The following is a 12,316-nucleotide window of genomic DNA, read 5'->3' on the forward strand; positions in this document are numbered from 1 at the left end:
TGGTCGCATATCAGTTTGGCTGAGCGCGAGTGGTACATCCCTGCCGAGCACACCTCGACTGGCGTCGAGCATCACCTGCCGCTGACTGACCCGGTGGCGGGGCAGTGGGTGGTTCGCATACCTGGGAGGATGGATACGCCGGTTTGTCGTACAGCAACTACGACTCCAATTACGGTTCGCCGGCCGAAAGCGACGTGCGCATTCGTATGGAACAGGAGCATTACGCCTTCGCTTCCGAGATACGTAACCTCGATGGTCCGTTCAGCTCCCTTAAACTAGACGCTGGCCACACCGACTATGAGCACCGTGAAATCGCGGGTGGCGAAGTCGGTACGACGTTCAAGAACAAAGGCTACGAGGCGCGGATCGAGGCCCGTCATCAGCCTCTGGGGCCGTTCAACGGAGTGGTTGGGGCGCAAGTCAGCCGCAATGAATTTTCGGCCTTGGGCGAAGAGGCCTTCGTTCCGCATTTAGACACCGATGCGGGCGCACTGTTTATTCTAGAAGAGCTTCAAGCCACTGATCGACTGCTGCTCACGCTCGGCGGACGCCTGGAACACACAACCGTAGATCCGGACGCTAAGGGCAGCGAGCGTTTTGTCAATGCCGATCGATCCAGCAGTTTCACCGCCGGCAGCCTGTCGTCCGGCGCGGTCTATACACTGACACCGGTCTGGTCGGTCGCTGCCACATTGGGTTACACCGAACGTGCGCCAACCTTTTATGAGCTTTACGCCAATGGTGCTCACGTCGCCACCGGCACCTACGAGTTGGGTGATGCTGATCTATCGAAAGAGAAGGCAGTCTCCAGTGACTTGGCGCTGCGCTTTGACAATGGCACACACAAGGGCAGCGTCGGTGCGTTCTACAGCCACTTTTCCAACTACATCGGCTTGCTCGGTACGGGGCGAACGCTCAATGACGAAGGGGAAGAGGATGCGGATGGTATGCCTGAATATACCTACTCGGGCGTGCGTGCTCAGTTCAGCGGAGTTGAGGCGCAGGATCATTGGAGACTGGCTGAAGGAGCCTTCGGTAAATTTGCGCTGGAGCTGTCGGGCGATTACACCCGAGCTAAGAACCTTGACAGTGGCGAAGCCCTGCCGCGTATCGCACCGCTGCGACTGAATACCGGATTGTTGTGGGAGCTGGATCGCTGGCAAGCACGAATTGATGTTGAGCACGCCAGTTCTCAACACCGCGTTCCAGAGAATGAGAGCGGCACGGACGGCTACACCACACTCGGAGCCAATGTCGGTTATTACTTCGATGTTGGGCAGAGCAAATGGCTGGCCTTCGTCAATGCCGAAAACCTCACCAATCAGACGGTTCGGTACGCCAGCTCGATCCTGCGGGATATTGCGCCTGCAGAGGGTCGTAGCATTCAAGTCGGACTGCGCACCAGCTTTTAAGATGCGGGTGATGAAATGAATTGCTGCGCTGGGCACGGATGCTTGGCGCGGCACAACTAGGTGATACCTTCTTCAACGAACAATCGATAGATGTGTTGCACCATTTCGACTTCGCACGGTGGGCCAATCGCCGAAATGGGTGGTATATAGAATAAAAACGCAGCGAGCTCCGGCCGACGTATGTGAACGGCGGCTCCTGGCCGCGGCCTGTCACGAAGGACTGAAGCACATAGTTTTCTTCCAATCGTGGTTGAGGAGTCGTGGGCTAATTCCATGCATCAGATGGCCGACGCGAATGCGAACGTATGGTCAAGTTGGATGCAGTTTCGCATTTACTGCAGAAAAGTCTTTTCCGCGCGGGATAGACCTGCTTTTATAGCAGCGTGTGTTGCTGTGAACCCAGCGCGACGCCTTTCAAGAACCCTATGTGTCGAAGCTGGCCAAGATGGGGCGCCTGGTTCTGATGGCGGACGGCATGGTGGATGTCGAGGCAACGGACCGGCTCTTGTTCAGTACCGCGGACCCGAGCAAAGCCAATGTGGCGGCGCGGCATGAGCGCGAACGTACGCAGCGCACACCGGAACGGCCAACCCCGGCACCAGCCATTGAGCACGGACCACCATCCACTGTTTCGCACCAGGCGCCATTGCCCGTCGAGGGTATTCCGGACTTCCAGGAGTCTCGCGCCTACCGTGAGTTCTATGAGTCGCGTCTGAGCGCGGGACCTCGGGTCTGGTGGTGGGTGCAAGCAAGCGCCAAATGATCCCGTTCAACACCGTACACCTGCCGCAGCGTTTCACCATCAAGGCCGACGAGATTCAGGGCATTCTCCAACGTGCCCGAGGGTATGCCGCCGGTGCATACCGACCGCCATCTGTATCCGGACAGGACCGCCGCCGACGAGGCGGCGAAGGCACGTCTGGCGGCATTCAACCGTTCAACCGCTTCGGTGCGGCTCGACCTACCCGGACGGACCGATCTGTTTGCCGAAATCATAATTGAGGCACGGGGCTTCAAGCGCGGGCTCGATGGCGAGTACCTGGTGGAGTCGGTGGATCACACCTTCACCCAGTCGGGGTGGACGGTGTCGGTTGAGTGCAACGGCGGCAAGGAGGGCAAGGCCAAGGCGTCAGGGAAGCCGCAGAAAGTCGTGCTCGAGGTGGCAGATTGATTGCCCAGGAACGTGAGTAGTCCCAGGTCAAAGAGGTTTCAACTTCGAAGTAAAAGGAGCAGCCAGGCTGGATGCGTCAACATCCAACCTGGCCACCATCCCCGCAGATTGTTCCTGCAAGTCCAGTCAAGGCTCCTGCTCTATGCACAAAGCGGAGCGAGCCCAACACCTGTTTATTTATACAGTAATGGTCTTGCTATCCATGTCTTCACCCATCATCCCTTGGATGGGCGGCAAACGCCGCCTGGCCGATCGTCTTATCCCGCTGTTCCCCCCTCACGAATGCTACGTCGAAGTCTTTGCCGGCGGCGCCGCGCTGTACTTCATGCGCCCCCAGGCTGCGCCCGTGGAAGTGCTTAACGACATCAATGGCGATCTGGTGACGTTGTACCGCGTGGTACAGAACCACCTCGAGGAGTTCGTGCGTCAGTTCAAGTGGGCGCTCAGCTCACGCCGGGTGTTCGAGTGGCAGAAGATGACCCACGTCGAAACCCTCACCGACATCCAGCGTGCCGCCCGATTTTTCTACCTGCAGCACCATGCCTTCGCTGGCAAGGTCTCCGGGCAGACCTTCGGTACCGCCACCACCACGCCGTCAATCAACCTGCTGCGGATCGAGGAAAACCTCTCGGCCGCCTGGCAGCGTCTGTCTGGCACCTACGTGGAAAACCTGCCCTGGCTGGACTGCGCGGAACGCTACGACCGGGCGCATACCTTCCACTACATGGACCCGCCGTACTGGCAGACCGCAGGCTATGGGGTGGATTTTCCGTTCGAGAACTACGAACGCATGGCCGACTTCATGCGTCGCTGTAAGGGTAGGGTAATGGTCAGCATCAACGACCACCCGGACATTCGCCGGGTGTTCGAAGGTTTTCACTTTGAGACGCTGGATATCCGCTACACCACGAGCAACCAGCGACAGGGCAAGGCCGAGGTCAGTGGCGAGTTGGTGATCATGAACTGGGAGCCAGCAGCGCTAGGAGGGCTGTTTTGAAATGACCGCTTTCATCTAAAGCCGCCGGTGACGACAGTCAGAAATCGACTGTGGATTCAACCGGTCGATGCAACAGATTGGCTAAATCGTTCCGCAGGTGTTTCGTAGTTTAGTGTTTTCCGAGGGCGGCTATTTAGCTACCTGGTCACTTCATTGAGCGTGGCTTGCGAGTGCTCCGCCAGGTCAGTCCCTTTCGGGAAGTACTGCCTTAACAACCCGTTGGTGTTCTCATTCGATCCCCGTTGCCAAGGACGATGAGGATCGCAGAAGTAGACCTTGATGTCGGTAGCCACCGTAAAGCGCTCATGGTGTTGCGCAGCATAAACAATCGCGTCTGGTGCAGGCGTGTCGATTTCAAGTACTGCATGGGCGTGGAGTCTGTCACGCTGCGAAAGTGCAGGTGAAAGTTGGGGATACTCATGTTGGCTTCGTGGCCGAGCGCTTCGACGTCCAGATGTTCGTGGTAGCAGCTGTGGATCTTGCGTATCGCCCGGGTGTTCTTGCCGAAGTGCCCCCGGCGACTGAGCGCGGCACGCATTGAGCCGCCCTGCTCGCCGGTCAGGATCCGGTAGTAGATTTCCCGTATCAGCGACGGTCCAAGTTTCTGCGCATCGCCCGGGCGACTCATGGCTTCCAGGAAGCGCAGCATCGAGCTGTGCAGCAAATCGTCCATGAACGAGGCGTAATGTTGCGTCGCATTTTTGCGGCTAGTCGTTTTGCATCTGCAGCCGTCCAGGAGTGCCAAAACCAATCCTCCCAGACACAAAAAAAGCGCTGTCACGCTTCCCACATTTATGGGATATCGCTTTGCGCTCTTCGCTATAACCTTATAAGCGACCGCGAATTAGACTTGAGGGAGTGCAGTCCATGCCGTGATTGAGGATAAAAACGTGCAAGAAATATTCAGCATCAACTGGCTGCTTTGGCTGTCAACCATGGCACCGCTGACCCTGAGCGCAGGTCCTGGCAACTTGATGGTTGCGACCTCCGGCGCACAAAGCGGTGTACGTCGTTCGTTCCGGTTTATCGTCGGCCTAGACATCACTTATTTCTTGCTCGCGGTGCTGGTCGGGTTAGGGCTTTATCACACGCTGATGAACAGCCCGAGGCTGGTTTGGGTACTGCAAGTGCTAGGCAGCTTCTACATCTTGTGGCTTGGGGTGCGGCTGCTGCGTCGCCCGCTGAAAGCGCCCGGCGACAAAGCCATACACTTGCAGTTTCGAGACGGCATCGTTGTGCAGTTGGGCAATGTGCAAGGAATAGTGATGTTGCTGGTGATGTTTTCCACCTTCACGCCCTCTGGCGAGACAAGCAGCAGCGTTGTGCTGATCTTGAGCGCTGCGCTGATTTCGCTGAATTTCTTCTCGCACGTCATCTGGGTATCGATGGGGTCGACCGTGCAGAAACTGATCCAGGCGCGGCCCAAACTGCTGGTGTTCCAGAACGCGATGTTTGGACTGATGCTGATCGCGGTAGCGGTCTGGATTTTCCTGCGTACCGGTTCTCTGTAAGGAGTCTCCATGACCCATGCCCATGCTGTTGTCTTCGCCGTTCCTGGGAAGCCGGACGTCCTCGAGCTACGGGAGTACGAATTGCGTGCCGCCGGCCCCGGAGAAATCACCGTCGCTATCGAGGCGGCCGGCGTCAACTTTATTGATTTGCATCGGCGCTCTGGCGCGCTTGAGGATGGTTCTCCCTTTCCAAGGAGCTTGGGCGTGGAGGGCGCGGGGCGCGTCGTCGAATGTGGACCGCAAGTGCGAGGTTTCATCCCCGGCGACCGGGTGGCATTCATCGACAGCTCGACGGGCAGCTACGCCAGTCACGCTGTACTTCCAGCCATGCGCGCGATTCGATTGCCCGATGACGTACCGAGCGAAATCGCCGCTGCGTTGATGTTCAAGGGACTGACCGCCGAATACCTGACTTATCGCTGCGTACCGCTCGAGCCTGACGACTGGGTCGTCTGGCATGCTGCTGCCGGCGGCGTGGGGAGCATTGCCACGGGCTGGCTCGCCGCCAGGGGCGTGCGCGTCATCGGTCTTGCTTCAACCGAAGCTAAAAGACGCCAAGCGTTGGATGCTGGCTGCTTCGCTGCCCTTGACTCCGACGCTCCGGGAACATTGTCGTTCATTCGTGAATTAACCGACGGCAAGGGCGCTCATACCGTGTTCGACTCTGTCGGGCGCGCTACCGTGGAGCTGTCATTGGCGAGCTTGCGCCAGCGCGGTCATCTGGTGCTATTTGGCAATGCGTCGGGCGACGTAACGGGGTTCAATCTATCGCGGCTTGGACAAATGGGCTCGCTGCATGTGACGCGGCCGTCCTTGAAGCACTACATCGGTCAGAACGCCGAACTCACCACCAGCTCGGCACAGGTTCTGATGGCCTTGTCCAAAGGTTTGATTCGTAGGCCCCAGATAACGCGCTTACCGCTCGCCATGGCTGCGGAGGCGCACCGCATCGTGCAGGAAAGGCAAACCCAGGGCTCACTGATCCTGGTGCCATGACCCTCCATGCAAAGGTTGCTATTGCATCTCCGCCGTTTTGCTGTGGAATAGCTCCGTCAGATAATCCACCACTTGATCGACGCGGCCTACGCCTTGCGTAGCCTGATTGCGCAGAAGCCAGATATCGGAGCTGTGCAGGGGGCTATCGGCCAGGACCTGACGCAAGCCTGACTGGTGTGCAACATAGGTCGGTAGCGCGGCGATACCAAGATCAGCTTCTACCGCCTTGAGCTGGGCATTGAGATTGGACACGCGCATCCAGAGCTTCTGGTCGCCGCTCACCTCATTCAGCCATTGCGCGAGCGGCATATAAGACATTTCCTCAGTCCAACCAATCAAGTGATGGTGCTTCAAGTCGTCAGGCTTCGCTGGCAGTCTGTTGGCGGCGGCATATCCTTCGGAACAAAAAAGGCCCTGCATCAGTGTCCCGACCCGGCGCATGGTGAAGTTGCCGTTTTCGGGTCTGCGCAATCGGATAATGATGTCGCTATGGCTTTGCGTGAGTTTTGAAGACACCGCCGTGTTGATGAAGTCGAAGCTGATCTCGGGGTATTGATCACGGAAATCCGCCAGTCCAGGAATGATCAGGTGCGTGCCCATCAGCTCCGGGCAATCGATGCGCACCTGCCCAGCCATCCGATTGCTTGGCTGCGACATCTGCCGCTCAATGAGTTTGAAGCGCTCCTCCGTCTCTAACGCCAGTGGAAACAGCGCCCTGCCAGCTTCCGTCAGGAAATAGCCGTTGGTCTTTTTCAAGAACAACACGGTACTGAGCGAATCCTCAAGTGCGGCGATCTTGCGCGACACCGTCGATGCCGAAACCTTGAGCGAGTTTCCCGCCTCGGTCACGTTGTTCGACTTGGCGACGAAGATAAAAACTTTCAGATCATCCCAGTTCACGTTGATGAAGTACTCAAAAATGGAAAATCGATCTCCACCTATTTCTATTCGAAATAACGAGAGGTCACGTTAAAGTTTTTTGCTTGGAGCAAACCCGCAGAGGACACATGGATGATACGTAACTCGATGCGCGCCCTTCCAGGGTTCATACAGCCATTTTTGAGCTGGCTGACAGCCAAGCCTCTGCCTGAGGATCTCAACCAGGTCCGAATTCTGAAACCCATCCACCATATCCTTGTGTCAACGGGATTAATAGCATTCGGGGTGTTGTTGGCCGGCATCGGTTACTTGCATGGCAGTGTGACTTTCTGGCTGCTGGGCTTTGTAGTGGCGACCGGTGGTATCAAGCAGATGCAGGTTATGATCTGCCATAACTGTGCTCATGACATGGTTTTTGAACAGCGTGAGATGAACTTGACAGTAGGCCGGATTATTTCTGGCGTATTGATGCTCAAACCGTTCGATACCTACAAGCAAGAGCACGCTCTGCACCACAGTTCCAAAACCCTGCTCACAGAGGATGACGACACTCTGTCTTACCTGCAAGGGGTGGTGGGATTAAAACCGTCCGACAGCGTTGCCACGATGTGGACCAAATTGGTCTCCACGGCGCTATCACCGTTAGCGATCCTGCGCTCTTTCTGGAGCCGATTGAAGGCGACTGCAACCGCGTCGAACGGCCGAGTTGCAGCGCTGACGCTGATCTTCTGGGCCACGGTCAGTTTGCTGGCAGCAGCCATGGGGTATTTCGATCTTTTCATCATGGCGTGGGTCGTGCCGGTATTCGCCGGCTATCACATCAGCACGACGTTCCGCCTGGCTGCCGAGCACACCTGGCCCAACGTGGACGTACTGGAACGGCGCGGTATCGACTTCATTTGCGAAAGCACGACCGGTGTATTTATTGGTGAGGAGTTGCGCATACCGGAGGCTGCGGGTGCTGTTCGACGCATTGCCTACATCTGCTTATGGCTGATCAAAATGCTGGGCTACCACTTGTTCATCCGCGTGTTTGTGATGGTCGGCGATACACCGTGCCACGACTTTCACCATCGGCGCCCAAGATCCAAGGATTGGCCGAACTACATCACCGCGCGCGAGCGGGACAGGATCGAAGGCTCGAAACCTTTTCCCACTAATTACGCCGATTACTGGGGCTATATCAACGCGGTAACAACTAACTTCCGCAAGTTCCAGAAGGCACTTCCGTATTACGCAAGCAGAACAGAAACTTAAAAGGGATTTTAACGGTGACATTCAACAAAACCGCTCTTCTCAGCACTGTACCATCAGACTCCCATAGCTGGAACCTAGTGTTCATGGAGTTCCTGCTCAATGACCTTGGCTATAAGGTCGAAAACCTGGGGCCCAACACGCCAATGGATGATGTTATTGCGCGGCTTAACCGCAATGGCTGCGCAATAGTTGTGATCAGTACTGTCAATGGTCACGGCTACATCGAGGGCGCCGAACTCGCCCAGCGCATTCGCAACGAGACGAATCACATCAAAGGGCTCTATATCGGCGGAAAAATCTGCACTGAAAACGACGCCCTGACCATCGCCCGGCACAGCGATACGCTTCGGGCAGCGGGTTTTGACGAGGTGTTCGATGACAGCGTGGCAAACAGTTTTGATGCCTTTCAGGAGCTCGTTTCCGCACAGTTGTATCCAACCCATTACCTGGAAAAGCGGGTCGCGCGATGAGTGCGTACTCTGATCCAGATAAAGCAGGGACAGGAAAAGGTATGTCGAAATGATCGACTTCAACACCCACGTGCTTGAACGGTTTGACGTACACGGTCCGGTACTCCAGCCGCGAATGGGCTTCAGTGACCCCGTCCTGATGCAGGCAGGGCTGGAGGCCACAGCGGCCAGTCGCGCGAACACGGTATGCACCATCACCCTTGATGCGTTCACCCGGGTGAATGATCTCGACGCGGCGCAACGGGCGATTGATAGTGCGTCCATGCTAAATGGCTATCCGATTGTGAATCATCCGGCGGCGAAAACCCGTGCGATGCTGGAGCAGATTCATGCCCGCTACCTCCTGCCGGTGCAGATTCGCCATGGCTCGCCCGATCCATTGCACATTTTCAAGCGCATGGTCGAAATCGGCTCGGCCACCACCGAGGGTGGGCCAATTTCCTATTGCTTGCCGTACAGCCGTACGCCGCTGCGTGAGGCTTTCGGCCACTGGGAAAAAGCCTGCCAGGTGCTTTCCAGAGGGCTGGACCACAGTCATATCGAGAGCTTCGCCGGCTGCATGATGGGGCAGATGTGCGACCCGGTCATTCTGGTTGCGCTCAATATTTTAGAAGGACTGTTTTTGCGCTCTCACGGGATCAAGACGTTGTCGTTCTCCTACGCCCAAGGCACCTCGCCCGTGCAGGACCGTGCCGCGGTGACGGCTTTGCAACAACTTGCCAGCGAATACTTCGCACCGGGCAGCTATCACTTCGTCGGGTACGTGTTTATGGGTTTTTTCCCACGAACCCTGGGCGGGTTTTGTCGAATCACTGGCGATGCGCTGGGCATGATTCGCTCTACGGGCGTGCAGCGTGTGATCATCAAGACTCCGGTGGAGTCACGTCGTATTCCTCGGGTGGAGGAGAACATCGCTGCATTGGAATACGCCAGTTATTGCCTGCACACGGATGGTGTCTTGCCGGATATCCCGTTTGACGCGCAAGAGCATGCACGCATTCTAGACGCCTCGAGGCGGCTGATTGAAGGAACGTTGACTCGTGATGCCGACTTGTCCGAAGCAATTCTCAGCGCATTCGACAGTGGTTTTCTATCGATTCCTTACTGCCTTCACCCAGATAATAAACGGGGAGCCGGCACGGTGTTGACCGCGAAAAATTATTACCAGGGATTCGAGGGTGAGCGAGTGGAGAATGCTTTCTCCTTCTTGGCAGCATTGCGACAAAACATCCGCACCTATGATGGCGCCGCCTAACTTGAAAAACGCACAGGGATACGATGTGTGTAGTGGTCTAATGAAACCGGACACCCATTTGGGCCAGAATGCTCGCCAGATCGAGTGTCAGCGTTGCCACCCAGTCGGTGGTGCTGACGTGCTGGGTGTGCCCCAGATGACACTTAGTTTCAGGCATGGAAATTCCTCGCCAACCGTTCACCGGCAGGCTTATGGTTTAATGAAATTGATCTTGAAAGGGAGTCAGCGATGCAAAAGGCGTTTCGAAACCCTATTTTTGTTACCGGCGTTCCAATGGTGATTTTCGGACTTGGCGTTGGTCTGAACCATTTGATTAGGGGGGTGCCCTTCGGTTACCTCTCTTTTGGCGTATTAAGCTCAGGGTGCACCCTATTGTTGATTGGGTGGATACAGAGGGAAAAGTGAGGCTCTCGGCTTCAACACGGCCCGTTGTCGATGAGCCAGAGCATGTAGAGCGGGGCGGCTATTGGGATGATCATGGCGCCACACGTTCGTCAGAGACTTCGAAGAAGTTCAGCCGCCCCTTCAGTGGCACGAACGGTAAAGGCTGAGGGTCAACCAGCAGGAACGCTTTTTCTCCCATGTACCAGGGCGATTTGCTCGTATCCCGGCTATCCGCCAGAAAGACTGAGCCAATGATTCCGCCACACTCCAGGTCTCTCAGAGCAGGAATCTCAACGCCGCACTCTCTGGCGTAATCACGAGCGGCCTGGTATTCGTGCTTGGTCATGCCTTTTGCTGCATGCACCAGGAACCGACCCCGGTGCTTCGTGTGCCAGCTGCGATTCTCAACATCCTTTCCGCCGTGGATGATCAGCCACGCCCAAGGCTGGCGAATTGAAAGTGCTTTCATAGAGCAACACCTGTCCTTTGCCGCTATAGCGGCTGATTTTGAAGGGGGAGGGAGTTACTGCTTTGCGAATTCGCGGGCGTGCGGCGGAAAGTCGAGTCGCTGCCGGATCCCGAACATCAACGTGCTGAGCTTGGTGCCTTTGCTGAACAGCGTGCCGGGCGGCAGCTTCACATCGCAGGCTAGCGACTGTTCAACCCGCTTTTGCATCTCGGACCAGACATGTACTTCAAGGCGGATGTCTGTGCGTACGGCCTCGATGATCCACATCGGCAGGGTGACCAGCCGCTCGTCTTGTACGGCAGTGTTGTTTGCTGTGGGCATGGGGATACCTCGCTGAGATCGACTACAGTTGAACGATCAGCCAAAAGGAGAAGGTCATGACGTGCTTAATTTGCGACGAGCCTGCTTCGGACGTCGATGTTGGCGATGATTACCAGGAAAGAGCCTGTCCGAAGTGCGGACACTATCGAGTCACCCATACAGCGCTTATGTGGATGGAAACCCACGGCTGGCGCTTCGACGTGAAACTGACTCGGATTTGGCTCGCACACCAACAGGGTTCAGGATTGATCCCGACTATTGATTCGCAGCAGGCGAGCGTTCTGATCCTGGTTTAAGGTTTGAGATGCCGACATCACTGCCTCGATGATCTTCTGCCCGGCCAGCGGCGGCACTGCGTTCCCGGTCATATGCATGGTCAGCGCTTTGCTCTGCGGAGTAACGCCTTGGCGCTCTTGCCGAACCTGGTCGACGCCAGCGGCGTAGTGCCGACTCACCGACGCCGAGTGAACGACTGGCTTCGATGAAACTGTAATTTTGCTTGAGCACGAGGTCGGCAGCCTCGCGTTTGAACTCAGCGGAAAAGGAGCGACGTTGTTTGGTCATCTGACTCCTCAATCTGGCGAGCGCTCTCGCCCAAATGAGTGTCCGGTTTCATCAGACCACTACAGATCACCCTGCCACTAGCTGAACCAACCAATAGGCGGCGATAGCCAGCTGAACGGCAAAACATCCGAATCGAGCATTCACTACCGGGATGCTCAGGGAGTATAGGTGCAGCGAAGATTGCGCGACTCGAGCAATAAGCAAGGGAAAGGCAAGTGGATCGGTAATTGACGTCTGGTCCGTGGCAAGGGCCAATAGAAGTAAGCCGCCGAACAGGGGTAAACCTTCTACACAATTAGCATGTGCTCGCGCCAAGCGTTGCATGAAGGGTGAAAGATTGGAGTTGTCTGGCTTGAACTCATTTGTGGGAATGCGCTTTAGGACTGCAAGCCCGCCACGCAGGAGTTCCATGAGAATCAGCAGCGCCAATGTCCACCCAATAAAGCCACTCAGAGCGATAGCAGTCGGGCTGGTCATATCTGTTACATCCACTAATCAAGGAAGTAATGCGATACGAAACCGGAGTGCTATTTCGTGCAATCAGAATAGACGCAATACGGTTCTGCATCAGGGAGCTGTCCGGAATCCCGCGTAGCTAGCCGTTCGACTCGCAAGAGGGCAAGGGAAGGG

The 12,316-nt window shown here is 56.3% G+C and carries 11 protein-coding genes and 6 pseudogenes; 10 read left to right on the forward strand and 7 right to left on the reverse strand.

The genetic code is table 11. The features are described 5' to 3' along the window. Positions 1-95 precede the first annotated feature (95 nt). The 5 genes and pseudogenes from CKW25_RS12070 to CKW25_RS12090 form a co-directional block, all read left to right on the forward strand. A pseudogene (locus CKW25_RS12070) lies at positions 96-1,412 on the forward strand (TonB-dependent receptor domain-containing protein); the annotation flags it as partial. 427 nt (positions 1,413-1,839) lie between these two features. After that, positions 1,840-2,175, forward strand: a complete 336-nt coding sequence (locus CKW25_RS12075) for a hypothetical protein (RefSeq protein ID WP_095079433.1) — start codon at positions 1,840-1,842, stop codon at positions 2,173-2,175. Further along, a pseudogene (locus CKW25_RS12080) lies at positions 2,121-2,240 on the forward strand (major capsid protein); the annotation flags it as partial. The gene CKW25_RS12075 and the pseudogene CKW25_RS12080, both read left to right, overlap by 55 nt. Positions 2,241-2,250: 10 nt before the next feature. Then, positions 2,251-2,583: pseudogene (locus CKW25_RS12085) on the forward strand (late control protein); the annotation flags it as partial. 202 nt (positions 2,584-2,785) lie between these two features. Further along, complete coding sequence (locus CKW25_RS12090) at positions 2,786-3,580, forward strand: DNA adenine methylase (protein WP_095079435.1); 795 nt, start codon at positions 2,786-2,788, stop codon at positions 3,578-3,580. A 56-nt stretch (positions 3,581-3,636) separates the two neighbouring features. Here the strand turns inward: CKW25_RS12090 and CKW25_RS12095 are convergent. Together CKW25_RS12095 and CKW25_RS12100 are read right to left on the reverse strand one after the other, a co-directional pair. Then, positions 3,637-3,888, reverse strand: a pseudogene (locus tag CKW25_RS12095) (IS30 family transposase); the annotation flags it as partial. Then, positions 3,879-4,325: pseudogene (locus CKW25_RS12100) on the reverse strand (AraC family transcriptional regulator N-terminal domain-containing protein); the annotation flags it as partial. The pseudogenes CKW25_RS12100 and CKW25_RS12095, both read right to left, overlap by 10 nt. A 145-nt stretch (positions 4,326-4,470) precedes the next feature. On the opposite strand from CKW25_RS12100, the gene CKW25_RS12105 reads away from it, so the two are divergent. Next, entirely contained in the window at positions 4,471-5,091 is a 621-nt protein-coding gene (locus CKW25_RS12105; RefSeq protein WP_095079639.1) for a LysE family translocator, read from the forward strand. A gap of 9 nt (positions 5,092-5,100) precedes the next feature. After that, a complete protein-coding gene (locus CKW25_RS12110; protein ID WP_256577001.1) occupies positions 5,101-6,087 on the forward strand; it encodes a quinone oxidoreductase in 987 nt (328 codons plus the stop codon). An 18-nt stretch (positions 6,088-6,105) separates the two neighbouring features. Here CKW25_RS12110 and CKW25_RS12115 read toward each other — a convergent pair whose 3' ends face one another. Continuing rightward, positions 6,106-6,987: a LysR family transcriptional regulator gene (locus tag CKW25_RS12115; protein WP_095079437.1), complete on the reverse strand. Its 882-nt coding sequence runs from the start codon at positions 6,985-6,987 to the stop codon at positions 6,106-6,108. A gap of 111 nt (positions 6,988-7,098) precedes the next feature. Here CKW25_RS12115 and CKW25_RS12120 point away from each other — a divergent pair, with 111 nt between their 5' ends. Genes CKW25_RS12120 through CKW25_RS12130 form a run of 3 tightly spaced genes read left to right on the forward strand, consistent with a single transcriptional unit; the run spans position 7,099 to position 9,948 of the window. Beyond that, positions 7,099-8,223 (forward strand): fatty acid desaturase, encoded by a 1,125-nt coding sequence (locus CKW25_RS12120; protein ID WP_172736490.1) that lies wholly within the window; start codon positions 7,099-7,101, stop codon positions 8,221-8,223. A 14-nt stretch (positions 8,224-8,237) separates the two neighbouring features. Further along, positions 8,238-8,693 carry a cobalamin-dependent protein gene (locus CKW25_RS12125; protein WP_095079438.1) on the forward strand — a complete coding sequence of 152 codons (456 nt, stop codon included), beginning with the start codon at positions 8,238-8,240 and terminating at the stop codon, positions 8,691-8,693. A 49-nt stretch (positions 8,694-8,742) separates the two neighbouring features. Then, the gene (locus CKW25_RS12130) at positions 8,743-9,948 is read left to right on the forward strand and encodes a methylaspartate mutase (RefSeq protein WP_095079440.1); all 1,206 of its coding nucleotides are present in this window, start codon (positions 8,743-8,745) and stop codon (positions 9,946-9,948) included. Positions 9,949-10,423: 475 nt separating this feature from the next. Here CKW25_RS12130 and CKW25_RS12135 read toward each other — a convergent pair whose 3' ends face one another. The 4 genes and pseudogenes from CKW25_RS12135 to CKW25_RS12155 all read right to left on the reverse strand — a co-directional run bounded on the left by CKW25_RS12135 (position 10,424) and on the right by CKW25_RS12155 (position 12,163). Beyond that, positions 10,424-10,801, reverse strand: coding sequence for an ASCH domain-containing protein (locus CKW25_RS12135; RefSeq protein WP_095079442.1), 378 nt, complete (start codon positions 10,799-10,801; stop codon positions 10,424-10,426). Between the two features lie 54 nt (positions 10,802-10,855). Continuing rightward, positions 10,856-11,122: a hypothetical protein gene (locus tag CKW25_RS12140; protein WP_095079444.1), complete on the reverse strand. Its 267-nt coding sequence runs from the start codon at positions 11,120-11,122 to the stop codon at positions 10,856-10,858. Between the two features lie 374 nt (positions 11,123-11,496). Continuing rightward, positions 11,497-11,686: pseudogene (locus CKW25_RS12150) on the reverse strand (transposase); the annotation flags it as partial. A gap of 66 nt (positions 11,687-11,752) precedes the next feature. Continuing rightward, complete coding sequence (locus tag CKW25_RS12155) at positions 11,753-12,163, reverse strand: MAPEG family protein (RefSeq protein ID WP_095079448.1); 411 nt, start codon at positions 12,161-12,163, stop codon at positions 11,753-11,755. Between the last annotated feature and the right edge of the window lie 153 nt (positions 12,164-12,316).

Origin of the sequence: Pseudomonas sp. Irchel s3h17, from assembly GCF_900187505.1 — a bacterium.
Taxonomy (GTDB): Bacteria; Pseudomonadota; Gammaproteobacteria; order Pseudomonadales; family Pseudomonadaceae; genus Aquipseudomonas.

What these genes read in the sequence shown, in the direction of transcription:
- CKW25_RS12090 (WP_095079435.1), top strand. Translation starts at nt 2,786, where the DNA reads ATGTCTTCACCCATCATCCCTTGGATGGGCGGCAAACGCCGCCTGGCC.
- CKW25_RS12110 (WP_256577001.1), top strand. Translation starts at nt 5,101, where the DNA reads ATGACCCATGCCCATGCTGTTGTCTTCGCCGTTCCTGGGAAGCCGGAC.
- CKW25_RS12120 (WP_172736490.1), top strand. Translation starts at nt 7,099, where the DNA reads ATGATACGTAACTCGATGCGCGCCCTTCCAGGGTTCATACAGCCATTT.
- CKW25_RS12130 (WP_095079440.1), top strand. Translation starts at nt 8,743, where the DNA reads ATGATCGACTTCAACACCCACGTGCTTGAACGGTTTGACGTACACGGT.
- CKW25_RS12135 (WP_095079442.1), bottom strand. Translation starts at nt 10,801, where the DNA reads ATGAAAGCACTTTCAATTCGCCAGCCTTGGGCGTGGCTGATCATCCAC.
- CKW25_RS12140 (WP_095079444.1), bottom strand. Translation starts at nt 11,122, where the DNA reads ATGCCCACAGCAAACAACACTGCCGTACAAGACGAGCGGCTGGTCACC.
- CKW25_RS12155 (WP_095079448.1), bottom strand. Translation starts at nt 12,163, where the DNA reads ATGACCAGCCCGACTGCTATCGCTCTGAGTGGCTTTATTGGGTGGACA.